The organism is Cryobacterium tepidiphilum (assembly GCF_003716325.1).
Taxonomy (GTDB): domain Bacteria; phylum Actinomycetota; class Actinomycetes; order Actinomycetales; family Microbacteriaceae; genus Cryobacterium; species Cryobacterium tepidiphilum.
On sequence record NZ_RDSR01000007.1, the window covers coordinates 21,723 to 42,140 of the forward strand.

General features: G+C 67.8%; 20 protein-coding genes and 1 tRNA gene. 17 read left to right on the forward strand and 4 right to left on the reverse strand.

What is annotated here, in order from left to right; genetic code table 11:
- Window positions 1–67 precede the first annotated feature (67 nt).
- Together EEJ31_RS05815 and EEJ31_RS05820 are read left to right on the forward strand one after the other, a co-directional pair.
- Window positions 68–1,102, forward strand: a complete 1,035-nt coding sequence (locus EEJ31_RS05815) for a methionine ABC transporter ATP-binding protein (protein ID WP_123045359.1) — start codon at window positions 68–70, stop codon at window positions 1,100–1,102.
- Complete coding sequence (locus EEJ31_RS05820) at window positions 1,102–1,761, forward strand: methionine ABC transporter permease (RefSeq protein WP_123045360.1); 660 nt, start codon at window positions 1,102–1,104, stop codon at window positions 1,759–1,761. Before EEJ31_RS05815 ends, EEJ31_RS05820 begins: the two co-directional genes overlap by 1 nt.
- On the opposite strand, the gene EEJ31_RS05825 is transcribed toward EEJ31_RS05820, so the two are convergent.
- Window positions 1,758–2,249 (reverse strand): MarR family winged helix-turn-helix transcriptional regulator, encoded by a 492-nt coding sequence (locus tag EEJ31_RS05825; protein WP_233563753.1) that lies wholly within the window; start codon window positions 2,247–2,249, stop codon window positions 1,758–1,760. The genes EEJ31_RS05820 and EEJ31_RS05825 overlap by 4 nt on opposite strands.
- Window positions 2,250–2,347: 98 nt before the next feature.
- On the opposite strand from EEJ31_RS05825, the gene EEJ31_RS05830 reads away from it, so the two are divergent.
- The 3 genes from EEJ31_RS05830 to EEJ31_RS05840 all read left to right on the forward strand — a co-directional run bounded on the left by EEJ31_RS05830 (window position 2,348) and on the right by EEJ31_RS05840 (window position 4,887).
- Window positions 2,348–2,419 (forward strand) — tRNA-Gln (locus tag EEJ31_RS05830).
- Between the two features lie 35 nt (window positions 2,420–2,454).
- A complete protein-coding gene (gene glmU, locus EEJ31_RS05835; protein WP_123045362.1) occupies window positions 2,455–3,909 on the forward strand; it encodes a bifunctional UDP-N-acetylglucosamine diphosphorylase/glucosamine-1-phosphate N-acetyltransferase GlmU in 1,455 nt (484 codons plus the stop codon).
- Complete coding sequence (locus EEJ31_RS05840; RefSeq protein WP_123045363.1) at window positions 3,910–4,887, forward strand: ribose-phosphate diphosphokinase; 978 nt, start codon at window positions 3,910–3,912, stop codon at window positions 4,885–4,887.
- Window positions 4,888–5,245: 358 nt separating this feature from the next.
- On the opposite strand, the gene gndA is transcribed toward EEJ31_RS05840, so the two are convergent.
- A complete protein-coding gene (gndA, locus tag EEJ31_RS05845; protein WP_123045364.1) occupies window positions 5,246–6,697 on the reverse strand; it encodes an NADP-dependent phosphogluconate dehydrogenase in 1,452 nt (483 codons plus the stop codon).
- 140 nt (window positions 6,698–6,837) lie between these two features.
- On the opposite strand from gndA, the gene EEJ31_RS05850 reads away from it, so the two are divergent.
- The 3 genes from EEJ31_RS05850 (at window position 6,838) to EEJ31_RS05860 (ending at window position 9,813) form a co-directional block, all read left to right on the forward strand.
- The gene (locus EEJ31_RS05850) at window positions 6,838–7,878 is read left to right on the forward strand and encodes a LacI family DNA-binding transcriptional regulator (protein ID WP_123045365.1); all 1,041 of its coding nucleotides are present in this window, start codon (window positions 6,838–6,840) and stop codon (window positions 7,876–7,878) included.
- Between the two features lie 130 nt (window positions 7,879–8,008).
- The gene (gene manD / locus EEJ31_RS05855; protein WP_123045366.1) at window positions 8,009–9,247 is read left to right on the forward strand and encodes a D-mannonate dehydratase ManD; all 1,239 of its coding nucleotides are present in this window, start codon (window positions 8,009–8,011) and stop codon (window positions 9,245–9,247) included.
- Window positions 9,248–9,252: 5 nt separating this feature from the next.
- A complete protein-coding gene (locus EEJ31_RS05860) occupies window positions 9,253–9,813 on the forward strand; it encodes a gluconokinase (protein WP_123045367.1) in 561 nt (186 codons plus the stop codon).
- 222 nt (window positions 9,814–10,035) lie between these two features.
- On the opposite strand, the gene EEJ31_RS05865 is transcribed toward EEJ31_RS05860, so the two are convergent.
- Entirely contained in the window at window positions 10,036–11,058 is a 1,023-nt protein-coding gene (locus EEJ31_RS05865) for a LacI family DNA-binding transcriptional regulator (protein WP_123045368.1), read from the reverse strand.
- A gap of 292 nt (window positions 11,059–11,350) precedes the next feature.
- Between EEJ31_RS05865 and EEJ31_RS05870 the strand changes: the two genes are divergently transcribed.
- The 6 genes from EEJ31_RS05870 to EEJ31_RS05895 are packed head-to-tail and all read left to right on the forward strand — an operon-like array spanning window position 11,351 to window position 16,141.
- Window positions 11,351–12,190 (forward strand): transporter substrate-binding domain-containing protein, encoded by an 840-nt coding sequence (locus EEJ31_RS05870; RefSeq protein WP_158603912.1) that lies wholly within the window; start codon window positions 11,351–11,353, stop codon window positions 12,188–12,190.
- A 6-nt stretch (window positions 12,191–12,196) separates the two neighbouring features.
- A complete protein-coding gene (locus EEJ31_RS05875; RefSeq protein ID WP_123045370.1) occupies window positions 12,197–12,850 on the forward strand; it encodes an amino acid ABC transporter permease in 654 nt (217 codons plus the stop codon).
- Window positions 12,844–13,572 carry an amino acid ABC transporter permease gene (locus EEJ31_RS05880; RefSeq protein ID WP_123045371.1) on the forward strand — a complete coding sequence of 243 codons (729 nt, stop codon included), beginning with the start codon at window positions 12,844–12,846 and terminating at the stop codon, window positions 13,570–13,572. The genes EEJ31_RS05875 and EEJ31_RS05880 overlap by 7 nt, the downstream gene beginning before the upstream one ends.
- Window positions 13,569–14,291 carry an amino acid ABC transporter ATP-binding protein gene (locus EEJ31_RS05885; RefSeq protein ID WP_123045372.1) on the forward strand — a complete coding sequence of 241 codons (723 nt, stop codon included), beginning with the start codon at window positions 13,569–13,571 and terminating at the stop codon, window positions 14,289–14,291. The genes EEJ31_RS05880 and EEJ31_RS05885 overlap by 4 nt, the downstream gene beginning before the upstream one ends.
- Window positions 14,292–14,295: 4 nt before the next feature.
- A complete protein-coding gene (locus EEJ31_RS05890; protein WP_123045373.1) occupies window positions 14,296–15,063 on the forward strand; it encodes a fumarylacetoacetate hydrolase family protein in 768 nt (255 codons plus the stop codon).
- 19 nt (window positions 15,064–15,082) lie between these two features.
- A complete protein-coding gene (locus EEJ31_RS05895) occupies window positions 15,083–16,141 on the forward strand; it encodes a D-2-hydroxyacid dehydrogenase (RefSeq protein ID WP_199727284.1) in 1,059 nt (352 codons plus the stop codon).
- An 85-nt stretch (window positions 16,142–16,226) separates the two neighbouring features.
- Here the strand turns inward: EEJ31_RS05895 and EEJ31_RS05900 are convergent, their stop codons facing one another.
- The gene (locus tag EEJ31_RS05900) at window positions 16,227–17,021 is read right to left on the reverse strand and encodes a FadR/GntR family transcriptional regulator (protein WP_233563754.1); all 795 of its coding nucleotides are present in this window, start codon (window positions 17,019–17,021) and stop codon (window positions 16,227–16,229) included.
- Window positions 17,022–17,177: 156 nt separating this feature from the next.
- Here EEJ31_RS05900 and EEJ31_RS05905 point away from each other — a divergent pair, with 156 nt between their 5' ends.
- From EEJ31_RS05905 to EEJ31_RS05915, 3 genes are all read left to right on the forward strand, one after another.
- Window positions 17,178–18,467, forward strand: a complete 1,290-nt coding sequence (locus tag EEJ31_RS05905) for an ABC transporter substrate-binding protein (RefSeq protein WP_233563755.1) — start codon at window positions 17,178–17,180, stop codon at window positions 18,465–18,467.
- Window positions 18,468–18,588: 121 nt separating this feature from the next.
- On the forward strand, window positions 18,589–19,509 hold the full coding sequence (locus EEJ31_RS05910; RefSeq protein ID WP_233563756.1) for a carbohydrate ABC transporter permease: 921 nt from the start codon (window positions 18,589–18,591) through the stop codon (window positions 19,507–19,509).
- Window positions 19,509–20,384: a carbohydrate ABC transporter permease gene (locus EEJ31_RS05915; RefSeq protein WP_123045376.1), complete on the forward strand. Its 876-nt coding sequence runs from the start codon at window positions 19,509–19,511 to the stop codon at window positions 20,382–20,384. The genes EEJ31_RS05910 and EEJ31_RS05915 overlap by 1 nt, the downstream gene beginning before the upstream one ends.
- Window positions 20,385–20,418: the final 34 nt, after the last annotated feature.

A 20,418-nucleotide genomic window follows, 5' to 3' on the forward strand; every position in this document is an offset into this window, starting at 1 on the left:
TTATGCGTTCGTCATAACCGCAGAAACTGCTCACTCGCGGCCATGTTCGAGAGAGAAGGATGTAGGAATGGGTGAGACCGTCGTCGAACTGCGGGACGTCTCGAAGGTGTACCCGCCCACCACGCGGGGCGGGTCGCCGGTGGTGGCGATCGACTCGGTGGACCTCGAGGTCGAGGCGGGCGACGTCTACGGCATCATCGGCTACTCCGGCGCCGGCAAGAGCACCCTCGTGCGCCTCATCAACGCCCTCGAACGGTCCACCGCCGGCTCGATCGTCGTGCACGGCCAGGAGATCGCGGGCCTGCCCGAGCGGAACCTCCGCTCGATGCGGCTGGGTATCGGCATGATCTTCCAGCAGTTCAACCTGCTGAACTCCCGCACGGTGGCCGGGAACATCGCCTACCCCCTCGAGGTCGCCGGCCGCTCCAAGGAGGAGCGCCGCGAACGCGTCGAGGAGCTCCTCCAGTTCGTCGGCCTCGCCGACAAGGCGAAGGCATATCCCGACCAGCTCTCCGGCGGCCAGAAGCAGCGGGTCGGCATCGCCCGCGCCTTGGCCACCTCGCCCGACATCCTGCTGGCCGATGAGGCCACGAGCGCCCTCGACCCGGAGACCACCCACGAGGTCCTCGCCCTCCTGCAGCGCGTGAACCGCGAGTTCGGGGTGACGATCATCGTGATCACCCACGAGATGGATGTCATCCAGACCATCGCGACCAAGGTCGCCGTCATGGACCGCGGCCGCGTCATCGAGCGCGGCGACGTCTTCGACGTGTTCTCCAACCCGCAGACCGCCGCCGCCGCACGGTTCGTGGGCACGGTGGTCAAGGGCGTCCCGAACGAGCACGAACTCGCGGTGCTCCGCGAGCGCCACCCGGGCCGCATCGTCACCCTCTCCTTCCGCGACACCGAGGTCGACCAGGCCGCCGTGTTCGCCGAGTTCACGCGTGAGGGCGTGGGCTTCCAGGTGATCTACGGCGGCATCAACGAGATCCAGGGCCGACCATTCGGTCACCTGACGCTGGCGCTCACAGCGGATGCGACATCCGTCGACGCCGCGCTGGCCCGCGTTCGAACGCTCACGACCGTGACGGAGGCCCGCTGATGGACGCACTGATCGGCCTGCAGTCGCAGTTCTGGACCGCCACGGTCGAGACCCTCTACATCGTCGCCCTCGCCCTCGTCTTCGGTGGACTCGGCGGCCTGCTGGTCGGCCTCGGGCTCTACCTCAGCCGGCCCGGACACATCCTCGAGAACCGCCCGGTCTTCCTCGTCCTGAACGTGCTCGTGAACTTCGTGCGCCCGATCCCGTTCATCATCTTCATCGCGGCCGCCCAGCCGCTGGCCCGGATCGTCGTCGGAACCGGCATCGGCAACCCCGCGGCGATCTTCGCGATCTCCGTCGCGGCATCCTTCGGCATCGGGCGCATCGTCGAGCAGAACCTGATGACGGTGACGCCCGGCGTGATCGAGGCCGCGCGCTCGGTCGGAGCCGGCCCGTGGCGGATCATCGTCACCGTGTTGTTGCCGGAAGCGCTCGGGCCCCTGATCCTCGGCTACACCTTCGTGTTCGTGGCGCTCGTCGACATGGCGACCGTCGCCGGGTACATCGGTGGCGGCGGGCTCGGCAACTTCGCCCTCGTCTACGGGTACCGGCAGTTCAACCCCGTGGTCACCTGGGCGGCCGTGCTGCTCATCATCGTGCTGGTCCAACTCGTGCAGTTCCTCGGCAACTGGCTCGCCCGCAAGGCGTTCCGCCGCTAGTCGAAACCGAGCGACAGGGTGCGCAGCAGGCCGGCCAGCCGCTCCCGCTCCGCGGCCGACAGGGTGGCGAGCAGCTCCGCCTCGGCGCGGAGCAGCCGCGTGATGGCGGCATCCACCCGGGTGAGACCGTGCTCGGTCATGCCGACGAGCACGCCGCGGCCGTCGTTCGGGGCGGTGCGGCGGGTGACGAGGCCGCGCCGGGCGAGCCGGTCGATGCGGTTCGTCATCGTGCCGCTGGAGACCAGGGTCTGCTGCAGCAGGGCCTTCGGGCTCAGTTCGTAAGGCGTGCCCGCGCGCCGGAGCGCGGAGAGCACGTCGAACTCCCATGACTCGAGCTCAGACTGGGAGAATGCGCTGCGCCGGGCCCGGTCGAGGTGCTTGGCGAGGCGTCCGACGCGGGACAGCACCTCCAGGGGAGCGAAGTCGAGGTCGGGCCGCTCGCGTCGCCACGCGTCGACGATCCGGTCGACTTCGTCATGGGCAGGCACCCCACCATTATCCAGCCTGCGCGCAGCGGCCTCGCACGCGGCATCCGCTCGACGATCTGGCAGACTAGAGGCTGGCGTCCGTTCCATGCGCGCGCCGGTCCGCCGTAGTGTAACGGCAGCACGGCAGCCTTTGGAGCTGTTAGGTCCAGGTTCGAATCCTGGCGGCGGAGCCCTCACCTTCCACCGACAGCTAAGGGGAAACCACGTGACCGACTCCCGCCTCGCCATCGTCGTGCTCGCTGCCGGCCAGGGGACTCGCATGAAGTCCGCCCTGCCGAAGCTGCTGCATCCGCTGGCCGGCGTGCCGATCGTGGGCCACGTGCTGGCCACCGCCCGGGCGCTCGACGCCGCCCACGTGGTCACCGTCGTGCGCTTCGAACGCGACCGCGTGGCCGCCGTGGTCGCCGAGGACCTGCCCGAGAGCATCATCGTCGACCAGGACGAGGTGCCGGGCACCGGCCGCGCCGTGGAGCAGGCGGTCGCGGCGCTGCCCGCCGACTTCGACGGCGACATCCTCGTGATGAACGGCGACGTGCCGCTCCTCGACGCCGACACTCTCCGCGCCTTCATCGACACCCACCGTGCCAGCGCCGCGTCGGCCACCATCCTCACCGCCGCGCTCGACGACCCCACCGGGTACGGCCGGGTGGTGCGCTCGGGCTCCGGCGCCGTCGACCGCATCGTCGAGCAGAAAGACGCAACGGATGCCGAGAAGGCGATCGACGAGATCAACGCCGGTGTCTACCTGTTCGGGCTCTCCGAGCTGCGCGACCACCTCGCGAGCCTGACCACCGACAACGCCCAGGGCGAGAAATACCTGACCGACCTGGTGGGGCTGCTCCGCGGGACCGGCTCCGAGGTCGGGGCGGTTCCCGTGCGGGACTCCTGGCTCGTCGCCGGGATCAACGACCGGGCCCAGCTCTCAGAGGCCGCCCTGAAGCTCAACGCGCTCATCGTGCGCGGCTGGCAGCTGGCCGGCGTCACCGTGCAGGACCCGGCGACGACGTGGATCGACATCCGCGCCCGCATCGAGCCCGACGTCACGATCCTTCCCGGCACGCAGGTGCAGGGCGCCACCGTCATCGCCACCGGCGCGGTCGTGGGCCCCGACACCACGCTGCTCGATTGCGAGGTGGGCGAGAACGCCGTCGTGAAGCGCACGGACGCGACCCTCGCCGTGATCGGCGCCGGCGCATCCGTTGGGCCCTTCTCGTACCTGCGCCCGGGCACCGAGCTCGGCGCCGACGGCAAGATCGGCACCTTTGTCGAGACGAAGAACGCGCTCATCGGGCACGGGAGCAAGGTGCCGCACCTGAGCTACGTGGGCGACGCGAGCGTGGGCGTGGGCGCGAACATCGGCGCCGGCACCATCTTCGCCAACTACGACGGCGTCACGAAGCACCGTTCGGAGATCGGGTCGCACGTGCGCACCGGGTCGCACAACGTGTTCGTGGCGCCGATTAGAATTGGGGACGGAGCCTATACCGGAGCCGGAACGGTCGTACGCAAGGACGTGCCGGCCGGAGCGCTGGCGATCACTGTGGCTCCGCAGCGCAACATGGACGGCTGGGTCGAAGCCAACCGCCCGGGAACCGACGCGGCGAAGGCCGCGACCGAGAACACCACTGCGGATGACGCCGCAGCTACGAGCGGAGACTAGGTGTCTGGAATCAAGACCAGCGGCGAAAAACGACTTGTCCTAATTTCAGGTCGAGCGCACCCACAACTTGCGGAGGACATCGCTGCTGAGCTTGGTTCCGAGCTGGTCGCCACCGACGCGCGCACCTTCGCCAACGGCGAGATCTACGCCCGCTTCGACGAGAGCGTGCGCGGCAGTGACGCGTTCGTCATCCAGTCGCACACCCAGCCGATCAACGAGTGGCTGATGGAACAGCTGATCATGGTCGACGCCCTCAAGCGGGCCTCCGCCAAGCGCATCACCGTCGTCGCCCCGTTCTACCCCTACGCCCGGCAGGACAAGAAGGGCCGCGGCCGGGAGCCGATCTCGGCGCGCCTCGTCGCCGACCTGTTCAAGGTCGCCGGCGCCGACCGCATCATGTCGGTCGACCTGCACGCGGCCCAGATCCAGGGCTTCTTCGACGGCCCCGTCGACCACCTGTTCGCCATGCCGGTGCTCCTCGAGCACATGCAGAAGATCCTCGACCCGTCGACCCTCACGGTCGTCTCGCCCGACATGGGCCGCGTGCGCGTCGCCGACATCTGGAGCGACAAGCTCGGCGCACCGCTGGCCATCATCCACAAGCGCCGCGACCCGCTGGTGCCCAACCAAGTCTCCGTGCACGAGATCGTCGGCCAGGTCGAGGGCCGCGTGTGCCTGCTGGTCGACGACCTCATCGACACCGGCCGCACCATCGTGAAGGCCGCCGAAGCGCTGAAGGCTGCGGGCGCCATCGGCGTCGTCGTCGCCGCGACGCACGCCGTGTTCAGCGACCCCGCCGTTGAGCTCCTGCAGAACGAGGCGATCTCCTCCGTGGTCGTCACCGACACGCTGCCGCTCCCGCCGGAGAAGCATTTCCCCACGCTCACCGTGCTGTCGATCGCGCCGCTGCTGGCCCGGGCTATCCGCGCCGTGTTCGACGACACGTCGGTCACGAGCATGTTCGACGGCGCCGCGTAGGCGCGTCGTTTCGCAGGCGCTTCACGGCGTCGAAACGGACACGTCCGGTCGAAACGGACAGGTGTACCCGTCGGTTTCGACCGAAACTGGCCGTCTCGGCGCGCGGGCGACGTCGACAACGGATGCTGCCGCCCGCCTTCCGGGCACCAGTCGCCTGTGCGCCAGGGTGAGTGCTCCGGACGAGCTGGAGCGGCGCCGTTCAGCCGCGTCCGGAACCGGCAATCTCAGCGCGACGAAGTTGTCGTGCGAGGTCTGCAGGCACGCGGGGTGGGCGAAACGGACAGTTCCGGACGAGATGGACAGGTGGGCCTGTCTGTCTCGTCCGGAACTGTCGATCTCGGGGCGCCGGGGGAGCGGGCTAGTGCGAGGAGCCCTCGGTCTCGACCTCGGTGCGGTCGCCCGACCACAGGGTGTGGAAGACGCCCGGCATGTCGACGCGCTTGTAGGTGTGGGCGCCGAAGAAGTCGCGCTGCCCCTGCACAAGGGCGGCCGGCAGGCGCTTCGCCGCGAGCGAGTCGTAGTAGCTGAGGGCCGCCGAGAAACCGGGCGCCGGGATGCCGGAGAGCGCGGCCGTCGACACGATGCGGCGCCAGGCCGCCTCACCGTCGGCCACGGCCTTGGCGAAGTAAGGGTCGACGAGCAGGGTCGGGATCGACGGGTCGTTCTCGTACGCCTCGACGATGCGGTTCAGGAACTGGGCACGGATGATGCAGCCGCCGCGCCAGATCGTGGCGATGGCGCCCTTGTCGATGTCCCAGCCGTACTTCTTGGCCCCGGCGATGATGGCGTCGAAGCCCTGCGCGTAGGCGACGACCTTGGAGGCGTACAGCGCTTTGCGCACGTCGTCCTGGAAGCCCTCGCCCACGTCCACCGGCTCGGGGCGCTCGGTGACGCTCTCCTGCACCGCTTCGCGCTGCTCCGGGTGGCTCGACACGGCCCGCGCGAACACGGCCTCCGCGATGCCGCCGACGGGAACGCCGAGGTCCAGTGCGTTCTGCACGGTCCAGACACCGGTGCCCTTGGAACCCGCCTCGTCGAGCACGATGTCGACGAACGGCTTGCCGGTCTTGGCGTCCACCTGGCGGAGCACCTCGGCCGTGATCTCGATGAGGTAGCTCTCGAGGTCGCCCTCGTTCCACTTGACGAAGATGTCGGCGATCTCGGCGGGGGAGTGGCCGCCGACGTAGCGGAGCAGGTCGTAGCCTTCTGCGATGAGCTGCATGTCGGCGTACTCGATGCCGTTGTGGATCATCTTCACGAAGTGCCCGGCGCCGTCGGTGCCCACGTGCGTCACGCACGGCACGCCGTCGACGACCGCGGCGATCGACTCGAGGATCGGCCCCAGCGTCTTGTAGGCCTCGACCGATCCGCCGGGCATGATCGACGGGCCCTTGAGCGCCCCCTCTTCGCCGCCGGAGATGCCGGCGCCGACGAAGTTGATGCCCGTCTCGCTCACGGCCTTCTCGCGTCGGATGGTGTCGTGGAAGTCGGCGTTGCCGCCGTCGACGATGATGTCGCCGGGCTCGAACAATTCGGTCAGCTGGCTGATCACGGCGTCCGTGCCCTTGCCGGCCTGCACCATGATGATCGCGGTGCGCGGCTTCGACAGCGACGCCACGAAGTCCTCGATGGTCTCCGACGCGACGAACCCGGCTTCGGGGTGCTCCTCGAGAAGCAGGCGGGTGCGCTCGGGGGAGCGGTTGTAGACGGCGACAGTGTTCCCCTCGCGGCTGGCGAGGTTGCGGGCGAGGTTGGAGCCCATCACCGCCAGTCCGACCACGCCGATGTTTGCTGTCGCCTCTGATGTCATTGCCACTCCCTCGTCGTTCAACCGTTTGCCCTCTTAGGCTAGCGGCCACGGATGTCGCGTGAGAGTCGCGGGCACGCGCACGATACATTCGGATGCAGGTGGGTCGGTGTCCCACCGTCTTGCCAGGGATGAGTTGAACCGTGACCGATGAAGCAGCCCCGCCGTCCGCCGTCCCGGCGGGTCGCCGGGCGAAAGCGGCGACGATCTACGACGTCGCTCGTGCGGCCGGCGTGAATCCCTCCACCGTCTCGCGGGCGCTGAGCAAGCCCGGACGCATCAATGTGAAGACCGAGGAGCGGATCCAGGCGGCGGCGAGGGACCTCAACTACCGGCTGAATCCGATGGCCCGCGCCCTGCCAACGGGCCGCACGCGTACCCTCGGCCTCCTCATCGCCGACATCACAAACCCGATGTTCTTCAACGTCGTGCGTGGTGCCGAGCGCGAAGCGACACGGCGCGGCTACACACTGGTGCTCGCCGAATCGCAGGAGTCGGGAGAACGGGAGGCGGAAGCCGCCGAGCGGGTGCTGCCGTCGGTGGACGGGCTGGTGCTCGTGACCAGCCGACTCGCTGACGACCAGATCCAGGATCTTGCCGAGCGGGGACCGCTCGTCGTTATCAACCGCGAAGTCGAGGGCGTGAACAGCGTCGTCCCGGAATTGGACCCGGGAATCGAGCAGGCCCTGGCGCACCTTGCCGAACTCGGGCACACCGCGATCGCGTTCCTGTCCGGGCCCGCGAATTCGTGGATGAACCGTGCCCGCCGGGAGAGCGTGCTTGCGAACGCTCCCTCGTGTGGGATGGCGGTCGCCGAAATCGGCCCTGCGGCGCCGACGCTCGATGGCGGGCGAGCGGCAATCGATGCCGTTGTCGCCTCCGGCGTGACGGCGGTGCTGGCATACAACGACCTCATGGCGATCGGGCTGATGCGGGCGGCCCAGGAGCGTGGCCTCACCGTTCCGGGCCAGCTCAGCATTATCGGCTTCGACGACATCTTCGGCTCCGACTTCACGTCTCCGCAACTGACAACGGTTCGCACGCCGCTCGGACGGATCGGGGAGGACGCCGTGCGGCGGGCGCTGGACCTGATCGACGACACCCCGACCGCGCCGGCCGCCACGGAGGAACCGCTGCTGACCGAACTCATCGTGCGCGGGTCCACCGGATCCGTCGACGGGTGATGGTGGCAACCGTTTGCCAATTCTGGCTCCTCCGTGTTTCACTTGATGCTGGGTCCACCGTGCCGGCATGGCGGGACAGCTCTGCCCACCGGGTAACGTGAATCCAGACTCCAACACAAGAGGGAACGCAATGAGAATCGAAAAGGCTGAGGTCATCGTCACCAGCCCGGACCGCAACTTCGTCACGCTGAAGCTGACAACGGATGACGGCCTGACCGGCCTCGGCGACGCCACCCTCAACGGCCGGGAACTGGCGGTGGCCTCCTACCTCAGCGAGCATGTCGTGCCCCTCCTCATCGGCCGGGACGCCGCACAGATCGAGGACACCTGGCAGTTCCTGTACCGCAGCGCCTACTGGCGCCGCGGCCCCGTGACCATGGCCTCGATCGCCGCGGTCGACATGGCCCTCTGGGACATCAAGGGCAAGGCGGCCGGCATGCCGGTGTACCAGCTGCTGGGCGGCGCCAGCCGCGACCGGATGATGGCATACGGGCACGCCTCCGGAAAGGAGCTCCCGGAACTGTTCGACAGCATCCGTCACCACCAGGAGCTGGGTTACCGGTCGATCCGCGTGCAGACCGGCGTGCCGGGGCTGGAATCGATCTACGGCATCGCCTCCAACAAGGGCCTCCCCGGCAACGAGGGCGTGCGCTACGACCATGAGCCCGCCCAGCGCGGCGCGCTCCCGGCCCAGGAGGACTGGGACACGCGCTCGTACCTGCGTCACGTGCCCACCGTCTTCGAGGCGGTCCGCAACGAGTTCGGCCCCGAAATGCCACTGCTGCATGACGGCCATCACCGGATGACGCCCCTGCAGGCGGCCAAGCTCGGCAAGTCGCTGGAGCCGTACGACCTGTTCTGGCTGGAGGACTGCACGCCGGCCGAGAACCAGGAGGGCCTGCGCCTCGTGCGCCAGCACACCACGACGCCCCTCGCCATCGGCGAGATCTTCAACACCGTCTGGGACTTCCAGTCGCTCATCAAGGAACAGCTCATCGACTACGTGCGCGCGGCGTCCACCCACTTCGGCGGCATCAGCCCGCTCAAGAAGGTCATGGACTACGCGGCGATGTACCAGATCCGCTCCGGCTTCCACGGCCCCACCGACATCTCGCCGGTCGGCTTCGCCGCGCAGCTGCACGTCGGCCTCGCGATCCACAACTACGGCATCCAGGAGTACATGCAGCACGGCGACAAGACCAACGCCGTCTTCGAGCAGGCGATGACGTTCGCCGACGGCTACCTCCACCCCGGCAACAAGCCCGGCCTCGGTGTCGAGCTCGACACGGACGAAGCCGGGAAGTACCCGTACGAGACCGCGTACCTGCCCTACAACCGGCTCGCCGACGGAACGGTGCACGACTGGTGAGCGCCATGACCCAGCCGACCGAAGAACGCTCCACGCAGGCCGCCGCCCCCCTGATTGTGGTCATGGGAGTCTCCGGTAGCGGCAAGTCCACGATCGGGGAGCTCATCGCCGACCGACTCGGCGTCCCGTTCGTCGACGCCGACTCGCTGCATCCCACCGCCAACGTCGAGAAGATGGCCTCCGGTACGCCACTGACGGACACGGATCGGTGGCCGTGGCTCGCGAAGGTGGGCCAGGTGCTCGCCGCCGCCGACGGCGGCCTTGTCGTGGCCTGCTCCGCCCTCCGGCGCCGTTACCGCGACGCGATCCTCGCCGAGGCTCCCGCCGCACTGTTCGTGCACCTGAGCGGCAGCAGGGAGGTCCTCTCATCACGTGTCGAGGGCCGGAGCGGGCACTTCATGCCTGCCGCTCTTCTCGACTCCCAGTTCGCGACCCTCGAGCCGCTCGACGCCGACGAGCCGGGCGTGATCGTCGACATCAGCCCCGGCGTAACCGAGATCCTGACGGATGCCGTGAGCCGGGTGCGCGCGCACCTCGCGTCAGGCGACGGGCGCGCCTCGGTCTGACGGCTGGCGGCCGCACCCCTCTTCTCCCCATCACCGCCCGCGAGTGCGGCCTTTCTGCCGCCCGGCGGCGTCTGAGGCGGCCGTTAGCCCGCACTCGCGAGCGGGTCATGGGGTAGCTCTCCTGCGAGTGCGGCGTTTCTGCCGCCCGACGCGAGCGGAGGCGACAGTTGGGGCGCATTCGGGAGCGGGACGATGTCTCGGGGCGGGCGCGCGCACCTCGCGTCAGGCGACGGGCGCGCCTCGGTCTGACCGGGCACGCTCGGTCGAGTCCCGCACGATGAGGGCGGTGGGGATCAGCCCGGCCTCCTGGCCCATCGGATTCAGGATCTTGTGAGCGGCAAGCTCACCGAGCGCACGCGCTGAGCTTCCCACCGTGGTCAGGGCCGGCCAGGCCAGGCCGTCCTCCAGGGAGTCGTCGCAGCCGACGAGGCTGAGGTCGCCCGGCACGTCCTTGCCCGCCTCGCGGAGGCCGGCCAGGACGCCGAGCGCCATCTGGTCGTTGAATGCGATGACCGCGGTGGTGCCGTCCTGCGCCGCCTCGGCGGCAACCTGGCGGCCGGCCGTGCGCCCGGCACCGAAGTCGGCGCGCGTCGTGCTCCGGATGCGAAGGGGCAGCCCGAGCGCGGAGCAGGCGAGGGTCAGCGCGATGCGTTTCTGCCGCCCCGACCAGGACTGCGCCGGTCCATCCACGTAGGTCAGCTGGCGGTGGCCGAGGCTGCTCAGATGGTTCACGGCCGCGGTGAAGCCGGGATGCACGTCGATGACGACCTGCCCGAGACGCTTGGGGAGCTCCTCGGAGGTCTCCAGCATGCGGTTCGCCAGCACGACGGGCCGCCGGCTGGTCGCGGCGACGATCTGCTCGTCGCTCAAACGGCTCGAGGCGAGCACCAGCCCGTCCACCTGCGTCGACATCCGGCGAACCAGCCGGTTCTCGCGGTCGGGGTTCTCTCCGGAGTCGCCGATCAGCACGCCGATGTCCTGTGCCCCGAGCGCGGCCTCGAGGCCGGCGAGGAACGAGGTGTAGAACGGGTTCGTGATGTCGGGGAGGATCACGCCCACGTTGCCGGTCGACCCGGTGACGAGGCTGCGCGCGAGCCGGCTCGGAGTGTAGTCAAGGGCGATCGCGGCCTGGATGACGCGGCGCCTGGTCGAATCGACGACCGCGGGGGAGCCGCTGAGCGCACGGGACGCCGTCGCCACGGACACGCCTGCCGCCGCCGCCACACTACGAATCGTCGTCGCCACCTATGCCGCCAGACTTTGAAGTTGAACAAGACCGGGATCATGAAACCACAGCCCACGCCGACGCGGATAACCGTTCGGTAACCGTTGGCCGAGCCCAGGTGGACCAGATTGCGTTTCACGAATGAAACCGGTTACATTAACCATAGCCGGTGCAGCAGCGCCGAACGGCCGGGGCGATGTTCCGGCATCGAACCCGGCGGAAGTTCCTTTCGCTCCTCCCTTTCAAACCAGATGTAAAGACGCGTCGTGCGAAGTTTGTGCATCGCCGCGCAGGCCAAGATTGGAAATCACAATGATCCGCTCGCACATCAAGTCTTCGGTGGTGATCGTGGCGCTCGCATCGATGCTCGCGCTCACCGGTTGCACCTCGGGAGGCGACTCCGGTGCCGCCGGCGCCAACCCCGCCACTGCCAGCAAGCTGCAGGAAGTCGTCAAGCGCGGCACGCTCAAGGTCGGCGTCCTCCCCGACTACCCGCCGTACAGCTCGCAGGACGCCAGCGGCAAGATCGTGGGCTACGAGCCCGACATCGCCAAGGCTCTCGCCGACTCCCTCGGCGTCAAGCTCGAGATGGTCAACACCGATGGAACCAGCCGCAAGCCGGTCCTCGACTCCAACCGGGTCGACGTCGACATCGACGCCTTCACCGCGACCAACGAACGCGCCAAGGCCGTCGACTTCAGCATCCCCTACGTCGCCTCCGGCGCCCTGCCCCTGTTCCGCAAGGACAACCCGATCAAGAGCATCGAGGACCTCAAGGGCAAGAAGGTGTCCGTCGCCCGCGGCAGCACCAACGACACCCTGATGACCAAGCGCTTCCCCGACACCACCGTCGTGCGCTTCGACACCATCGCCGACGCCGTCCAGGCCGTGAAGTCCGGCAAGGTCGACGCCGTCATGGAGGGCTTCGCCACCGTTCGCGCCGAAGCGGAGAAGGACCCGTCCCTCGCCGTCCTCGACGTCGAGCCGATCAACCCGGCGCTCATCTCCATGGGCATCAAGACGGGCGACCAGGTGTGGCTCAACTACCTCAACAACTTCATCCGCAACCTGAACAGCTCCGGCGACAACGCTGCGCTGTACAAGAAGTGGTTCGACGCTGAGCTGCCTGCAGTGATCGCCTACCAGGGCTAGTCAGCAATGACCTGGTACCTGGGAGACCTGATCCCGTACATGCCCCTGTTGTTGCAGGGTCTGTGGATCAGTATCTACATCAGCGTGTTGAGCTTCGTGTTCGGCAGCGTGCTCGGCCTGTTCGCCTACCTGGCGAAGGCGAGCCGCTGGCGAGTGCTCCGCGGCATCAGCGGCGCGTATATCGAGGTGGTCAGGAACGTTCCTCTTCTGGTCGTTCTCTACCTGATCTACTTCGGGCTCACTCAGTTCGGCGTCAACCTCGACCCGCTGTGGTCGACACTCATCGCGCTGACGATCAACAATGGTGCCTATGTCGCGGAGATCCTCCGGGCCGGTTTCGAAGCCGTCCCGAAGGGTCTCCGCGAGGCCGCCCACGCGCTCGGGATGAACAGCGCGCAGACCTTCCGTTACGCCATCCTCGTCCCGGGCATCCGGAACGTCTTCCCGGCGATGACGAACCAGTTCATCCTGCTGTTCCTGTTCTCGTCGGTGGCGTCGGTGATCGCGCTGCCTGAGCTCACCAACCAGCTGCTGAGGGTGAATTCCGAGACTCTCCGCACCTTCGAGGTGTTCACGGTCGGTGCACTCCTTTATTACGTGGTGTCATCCGTCCTCGCCATCGGTTCCCGGCTGGGGGAGAAGAGGTTGTTCAGATGGTAGGCGACTTCGTTCAATTCCTGCCCGCGCTTGCCAAGGGTGCAGGGACCACAGCGATCCTGTGCATCATCGCGGCCGTGGCCGGAAGCCTTCTGGGGCTCGTGATCGGCCTGATGCGCTCGTCGAGCTGGGCGGTGGTGCGCTGGATCAGCGCCATCTTCACCAACTTCCTCCGCGGCATCCCGCTGCTGATCATCCTCCTGTTCACCTACTTCGCCCTGCCGCTGCTGATCCCCGGCGCGATCTTCTCGCAGATGGTCAGCGGCGCGATCGGCCTCACCCTGTTCGTGAGCGCGTACATCGGCGAGGTGGTGCGCGGCAGCATCGAGTCCGTGCCCAAGGGGCAATTCGAGGCGGCCGAGGCGCTGGGCATGAACTTCGCCCAGAAGTTCCGGTACGTCATCATGCCGCAGGCGATGCGGGTGATCGTTCCGCCGTGGGTCGGCATCATCCTCGCCATGATCAAGGACTCGTCGCTCGTGTCCGTGATCGGCCTCGTCGAGCTGACCCAGGCCGGGAAGATCGTGGGCACCAGCACCATGGAGCCCCTGGTCGCGTTCGTGCTCGTCGGCGCCGTCTACTTCGTGATCTGCTATCCCCTCGGCCACTTCGGCCGCTGGTACGAGAAGCGGCTCAAGGCCTCCGGGTTCAATGTCCCGCACCAGGCCACCGCCACAGACATACTCGATGAAGAACCGGGCCCCCGGGTCGGAGGAAACCAATGATTACAGTCAAGGACCTGCACAAGAGCTACGGAAAGCTCGAGGTGCTGAAGGGCATCAGCTGCGAGATCGACGCCAGCCAGGTGGTCTGCGTGATCGGCCCGTCGGGCTCGGGCAAGAGCACCTTCCTGCGCTGCCTCAACCTGCTCGAGTCGATCACCTCCGGCACGGTCGTCATCAACGGGCACGACCTGGGCGACCGCAAGCTCAACACGAGCGCCGTCCGCCAGGACGTCGGCATGGTGTTCCAGCAGTTCAACCTGTTCCCGCACATGAAGGTGCTGGAGAACATCATGATCGCCCCGGTCAAGGTCGCCAAGAAGCCGAAGGCCGTCACGCGCGAGAAGGCACTCGAACTGCTCGACAAGGTCGGGCTAGCCAGCAAAGCGGATGTCTACCCGAGCGCCCTCTCCGGCGGCCAGCAGCAGCGCGTCGCCATCGCCCGCGCCCTCGCGATGGACCCCACCGTCATGCTGTTCGACGAGCCCACCTCGGCGCTCGACCCCGAGACGGTCGGTGACGTGCTGCAGGTCATGAAGCGCCTCGCCGAGGAGGGCATGACCATGGTCGTGGTCTCGCACGAGATGGGCTTCGCCCGCGAGGTGGCCGACCGGGTCATCTTCATGGACGGTGGCGTCATCGTCGAGGACGGCAACCCCGCCGAGATCTTCGACAACCCGAAGGAAGCCCGCACGCAGGCGTTCCTCAGCCGGGTGTCCTGAGCGGATGCGGCTGGCTCGGATCCAGAGTGACGCCGGCCCGGTGCCGGTAGCACAGCGCGATGATCGGTGGGAGGTCGTGCGCGACCTCTTCGCCGCCGAACTGGAGTTCACCGGCGAGAGCTTCCCCGTTGGCCAGGTCACGTTCCTGCCGCCGGTGGAGCCGCGGGTGGTCCTCGGCATGGCGCACAACAGCGGGCGGGCCGACCGCGCGTTGCCGCCGCAGGCGTTCTTCAAGTCGCCCCACACCGTCGTCGGCGACGGCGATGCGGTCATCCTCGATGACGGTGTCGGCCCGGTGAGCATCGAGGGCGAGCTCGCGCTCGTCATCGGCCGGCGCTCCCGGCACCTGGCGCCGGGGGAGACCTCCGCCTTCGTGCTCGGCTACACCGTTGGGAACGATGTGACGGCCGTCGGCCAGATCCCCCTCGACGACCGGCTGGTGCAGGCCAAGAGCGGCGAGGGTTTCACCCCGCTCGGCCCGTGGATCGAGACCGACGTCGACCCGGCGAGCCTCGGCATCACCGTTCTCGTCAACGACGTGGTGGTTGCCCGGTCGTCATCCGAGGCGCTGGCCTGGAACGTCGACGAGCAGCTCGTGTACCTCACCTCGCACCTCGAACTCGGCCCCGGCGACGTGGTCCTGACCGGTGCGCCGGGGACCGCTGCCCCCGTCGATCCCGGCGACAGCGTCGAGATCCGCATCGACGGCATCGCCGCGCTCCGCAACCCCGTACGGACCGGGCCGGCGCGCGCGCCGCTGCCCACCCCGTGACACAACCGAAGGAACACCCGTGACATCGTCCACCACCCGCCTCCGCGTCGTGGCGTCCACCCCGATCAGCGAAGACCTCATCGAGCTCATCGTCGCCGCGGAGCCCCGGATCGACTTCATCCGGGAGCAGGAGCTGCTCGCCCCGTCACGGTTCCCCGGCGACCACGCCGGCGACCCGGACTTCCGCCGCACCGCGGCGCAGCAGGCCCGGTTCGAGGAGCTCGTCGACTCGGCCGAGGCGCTCTACGGCGTGCCCGACGAGAAGCCCGCCGGCCTGGCCCGCACGGCTGCAGCCAATCCGCGGCTCCGCTGGGTGCAGACGATGCCCGCCGGCGGCGGCGGCCAGGTGAAGGCCGCGGCCCTCAGCGACGACCAGCTGCAGCGAATCGCCTTCACGACATCCGCCGGCGTGCACGGGCAGCCGCTCGCCGAATACGCCGTCTTCGGCCTCCTCGCCGGCGCCAAGTGCCTCCCGCGGCTGCTCGACCAGCAGGCGCGCGCGCACTGGTCGGGCCGCTGGGCCATGGGGCTGATCTCCGAGCAGACCATCCTCGTCATCGGCCTGGGCGGCATCGGCCGCGCCACCGCACCCAAGCTGAAGGCCCTCGGCGCCCGGGTGATCGGCACCAGCCGCCACGACGTCCGGGCGGACGGGGTCGACGAGGTGATCCACCCCGACCGCATGGCCGAGGTGCTGCCCCGGGTCGACGGCATCGTCGTGACCCTGCCGGGAACGGCCGCCACCGAGCGCCTGCTTGACGAGTCGTTCTTCGCCGCGGTGCGGCCGGGCACCACCCTGGTGAGCGTGGGCCGCGGCACGGTCATCGACGAGGACGCGCTCCTGGCGGCACTCGATGACGAGCGGATCGGCCTTGCCGTGCTCGACGTCTTCGCCACTGAGCCGCTCGCGCCGTCGAGCCCGCTCTGGCAGCATCCGCGTGTGCTCGTCTCGCCGCACACCGCCGCGCTGAACGCGGCGGAGGACCGGCTGATCGCCGAGCTGTTCGCGAAGAACGCGACCCGGCTGCTGGACGGCGAACCGCTGATCAACCGCGTCGACACCGTCGAGTTCTACTGACGCACCCTGACCACGTTTCGGCGGTGCGCTGTCGCTCCAGCGGGGGCGGCCCGCCGAAACGTGGTCACGGGCGGAGCGAGAGCGTTCAGGCGTGCGGGTCCGGCGCCTGAACCCAGATCGAGCTCATCTCGCTGAAGGCGCGCTTCATGATGCGCAGCATGGCCGCGTGCGCGGCGTCGCCGTCGCCGCGCTGCACGGCGCTGGCGACGTCCACGTGCAACTGCAGGGCCTCATCCGCGGGGTTCTCCGGCATGAGCCCGTAATGGGTTCGGCCGATGAGCACCTCGGCGACAAGGGTGTTGAGCTGGCTGAACATCTCATTGCCCGAACTCGACAACACCAGCCGGTGGAATTCGATGTCCACGTCGAGGAAGGCCTGGAGGTCGCCCGAACGGCCGGCCGCCCACAGCTTGCCGGCCATGCCCATCAGCTCGCTGGCGCTGTCGAGAGGCGCACGCAGCGCCGCCAGTCTCGCCGCTTCGGGCTCGACGGCCGTGCGCAGTTCGGTGAGGGAGCGCAGCTGGGCGGTGCGGCTCTCCGAGGCGAGTCGCCAGCGGATCACCTGGGGGTCGTAGAGGTTCCACTCGGTCGGGGGGAGCACGAGCACGCCCACGCGACGGCGCGAGGCGACCATTCCCATCGACGCGAGCACGCGGATCGCTTCGCGGATGACTGACCGCGAGACGCCGTAACGCACCTCGAGCTCGTCGGTGCGCACGACCGAACCGGCAGCGAGCGTGCCCGAGCAGATCGCGAGGCCGATGAGGTCCAGAACCTGTGCGTGCAGTCCCTGCAGGGGCAGGGGAACGCCGTGGGCACGCAGCTCCGCCGGAGCGAGTGTGTCCTCGCCCTTCAGTGCGGTCCCCATCGTGTCCGGCATGGCACAAAGCATATCGGTTTCATCACGAGGTTGAATACATATGTTTTTATGCGTAGTCTTTCTGCTTGGAACAGATGTAAGGATGCGTCTGTCAGGTCCTGCGTTATCACAGCGCCGGTCCCGAAGATTGGAGACACAGTGAAGCGTCATTCAGTTGTGAAAGTAGCCGCTGTAGCGGCAGCCACTTTCCTCGCCGCGGGAGCCCTGACTTCCTGCAGTGCAGGCGGCGGCGGAGACAATGGTGGGGACGGCGGCTCGAAGACCCTTCGCGTCACCCTTGCCAACCACGTCTGGACCGACACCATCAAGAGCAAGCTGCCGGAGTTCGAGAAGGAAACCGGCATCAAGGTCGACGTCAGCCAGTACGGCGAGGACCAGCTCTCCGACCAGTACAACGTCAAGCTCAACGCCGGCACCGACGAGATCGACGTCATGATGTACCGCCCCCTCCAGGAGGGCAAGCTGTTCGCGAAGAACGGGTACCTCACCGACCTGACCGACCGCGTCACGTCGAACTCCGACTGGAACTGGGACGACTTCCAGGACGGCCCCGTCGGCGCCACGACCTTCGAGGACAAGGTGGTCGGCGTGCCGATCATCACCGAGCAGGAAGTGCTCTACTACCGCAAGGACCTGCTGGAGAAGGCGGGCCTTGAGGTTCCGAAGACCATGGACGAGCTTGAGGCGGCCGCCAAGAAGATCAAGGAGACGAACCCCGGGATCGCCGGATTCGTCGCCCGCACCGAGAAGTCCGCTGCGGTCACGCAGTTCTCGAGCTTCCTGTACAGCTTCGGCGGTGACTTCATCGGCGAGGACGGCAAGTCCACCATCAACACCCCCGAGGCCAAGAAGGCCTACGCCTTCTACGGCAAGCTGATCCACGACTACGGCCCCGCCAACGTCAGCACCGACATGAGCTGGCCCGAGGCGATGGCCATCTTCACGCAGGGCAAGTCCGCGTTCTACACCGAGGCCGACAGCCTCTACGCGAACGCGACCGACCCCGCGAAGTCGAAGGTCTCCGACACCGTCGGCTTCGCGCCGATCCCCGCCGGCCCCGCCGGCTCGAAGGCCTACAACGTGCCGTCGTGGGCCCTGGGCGTCAACGACGCGTCGAACAACAAGGACGCGGCGTGGAAGTTCATCGAGTGGGCGACGAGCCCCGACATGACGCTCGAGATCCAGAAGGCCGGCGTTCCCGGCGCACGCCAGTCGGTGTGGGAGAACCCCGAGGGCACGGCGACGTACCCCGAGGACCTCGCCAAGGCGATCGCCGTCAGCACCAAGAACGGTGTCGGTCACGACCGCCCGCTCGTCATCAAGGTCCCCGAGGCCCGCGAGATCGTCGGCACCCCGATCGTGACCGCGATCACCGGTGGCGACACCGACGCTGCCGCTGCCAAGGCTGACAAGGCCTTCCAGCAGCTGCTCGACGACGAGAAGTAACACCCCTTCGTACAGCAATCCTGTACAACGGATGGATGGCCATCGACGGCGTCACGCCGCCGATGGCCATCCGCTCGCCCCCGACACGCATAACCCCCGACCTGCTTAAGCGAGGTGCCCCATGACCGCTCCGGTCACCGCCCGGCCCACAGCCTGGAGATCGTATTCCAACTGGGCCAACCGTCACCGGAAGTGGCTGTTCGCCGCACCGGCCATGATCTTCACCGGCCTGCTGATCGCCGTGCCGCTGGTGTGGACGATCTACCTGAGCCTCACCGACGCGGAGGGGTCCGTGCGGGCCCCGTCCGACTTCGTCGGGCTGTCCAACTACCTCGAGGTCTTCAGCGACTTCAACCGGTTCTGGCCGGCTGTCGGACGCACCTTCATCTTCACCGGCGGCGCCCTCGCCGTGGAGCTCGTGCTGGGCATGGTCATCGCACTGCTGTTGTGGCGCCCGTTCCGCGGTGAGCGCTGGGTGCGCGTCGCGATCCTGTTGCCGCTCGTGGCCACGCCCGTCGCCGTCGGCATGATGTGGCGCCTCATCTTCGACCCGAACATCGGCTTCGCCAACCAGCTCCTGGGCTGGTTCGGCATCCCCGACCAGCCGTGGCTCTCCGGTACGGACACCGCGCTGCCCACGCTGATCTTCGTCGACATCTGGCAGTGGACGCCGATGGTCGTGCTGATCCTGCTCGCCGGCCTGACCTCGCTCTCCGACGAGCCCGACGAGGCCGCCCGCATCGACGGCGCGAACTCCTGGCAGCGGTTCTGGTACGTCACCCTCCCGCTGCTGCGCTCCACCGTGGTCGTCGCGATCGTGCTCCGCGGCATCGACGCCCTGAAGACCTTCGACATCCTCTACGCCACCAAGGGCAAGGGCGGCGGCTCGTTCCACGAGGTCGAGACCCTGAACGTGTACGCATACGGCCTCAGCTTCGACTACAACGACTACGGCATCGCCTCCACGGTGCTCATCCTGTTCTTCCTGCTCATCATCGTGCTGATGTGGGCGGTCACCTACCGCAGAAAGGCCAACCGCTGATGACTGCCATCGTGACGAACCCGCCGCTCTCCGAGCGGAAGGGACTGCCGGCCAAACGCCGCCGCCGCCGCGGCGTGTATCCGATCGTGCGCGTGATCGCGCTGATCCTGATCGTGCTGCTGTTCATCCTGCCGCTGGTGTGGATGGTCATCGCCTCGCTCAAGAACAACGTCGACATCTACGACGCGAGCAAGACGATCATCTTCACGCCGACGCTCGAGAACTACGCGAACGTGCTCAGCCGCAACAACTACTTCGTCTTCATCTTCAACAGCTTCTGGGTGGCGTTCGCCTCCACGGTGCTGTCGCTGATCCTGGGCGTGCCCGCGGCGTACGCGATGAGCCGGTTCACCATGCACAAGTCCGCGCTCGTGGTGCTGCTCGCACGCATCATCCCGGGCGTGAGCCTGCTGGTGCCGTGGTACTTCATCTTCGCCAATCTGCGCCTCGTCGGCGGCTTCGGCGTGCTGATCCTGTCGCACATGTTCGTGGCGCTGCCGCTGATCGTCTACATCATGATCAGCTTCTTCGACTCGCTGCCCCTGGAACTCGAGGAGCAGGCCCAGGTCGACGGGCTGACCCCGATCGGCGCATTCCTGCGCACCACGCTGCCGCTGTCGGTCCCCGGCATCGCGACGGCCAGCATCCTGTCGTTCATCTTCTCGTGGAACAACTTCATGTTCGCGCTCGTGCTCTCCGGCGCCCACACGAAGACCCTCCCGGTGGCGATCTTCAACTTCGTGTCGTACGCCAGCATCGACTGGGGCAGCCTGATGGCGGCATCCGTCGTGGTCACCGTGCCGATCATGATCATCGCCCTGTTCACCCAGAAGTACATCGTGTCGGGTCTCACCGCCGGCGCGACGAAGGGATAATCGCCTCTTGGCAGAATCAGCACTGTCCACCGTC

What these genes read in the sequence shown, in the direction of transcription:
- EEJ31_RS05890 (WP_123045373.1), top strand. Translation starts at nt 14,296, where the DNA reads ATGCGGCTGGCTCGGATCCAGAGTGACGCCGGCCCGGTGCCGGTAGCA.
- manD (WP_123045366.1), top strand. Translation starts at nt 8,009, where the DNA reads ATGAGAATCGAAAAGGCTGAGGTCATCGTCACCAGCCCGGACCGCAAC.
- EEJ31_RS05880 (WP_123045371.1), top strand. Translation starts at nt 12,844, where the DNA reads ATGGTAGGCGACTTCGTTCAATTCCTGCCCGCGCTTGCCAAGGGTGCA.
- EEJ31_RS05915 (WP_123045376.1), top strand. Translation starts at nt 19,509, where the DNA reads ATGACTGCCATCGTGACGAACCCGCCGCTCTCCGAGCGGAAGGGACTG.
- EEJ31_RS05875 (WP_123045370.1), top strand. Translation starts at nt 12,197, where the DNA reads ATGACCTGGTACCTGGGAGACCTGATCCCGTACATGCCCCTGTTGTTG.
- gndA (WP_123045364.1), bottom strand. Translation starts at nt 6,697, where the DNA reads ATGACATCAGAGGCGACAGCAAACATCGGCGTGGTCGGACTGGCGGTG.
- EEJ31_RS05885 (WP_123045372.1), top strand. Translation starts at nt 13,569, where the DNA reads ATGATTACAGTCAAGGACCTGCACAAGAGCTACGGAAAGCTCGAGGTG.
- EEJ31_RS05870 (WP_158603912.1), top strand. Translation starts at nt 11,351, where the DNA reads ATGATCCGCTCGCACATCAAGTCTTCGGTGGTGATCGTGGCGCTCGCA.
- EEJ31_RS05820 (WP_123045360.1), top strand. Translation starts at nt 1,102, where the DNA reads ATGGACGCACTGATCGGCCTGCAGTCGCAGTTCTGGACCGCCACGGTC.
- EEJ31_RS05910 (WP_233563756.1), top strand. Translation starts at nt 18,589, where the DNA reads ATGACCGCTCCGGTCACCGCCCGGCCCACAGCCTGGAGATCGTATTCC.
- EEJ31_RS05860 (WP_123045367.1), top strand. Translation starts at nt 9,253, where the DNA reads ATGACCCAGCCGACCGAAGAACGCTCCACGCAGGCCGCCGCCCCCCTG.
- EEJ31_RS05815 (WP_123045359.1), top strand. Translation starts at nt 68, where the DNA reads ATGGGTGAGACCGTCGTCGAACTGCGGGACGTCTCGAAGGTGTACCCG.
- EEJ31_RS05900 (WP_233563754.1), bottom strand. Translation starts at nt 17,021, where the DNA reads ATGCCGGACACGATGGGGACCGCACTGAAGGGCGAGGACACACTCGCT.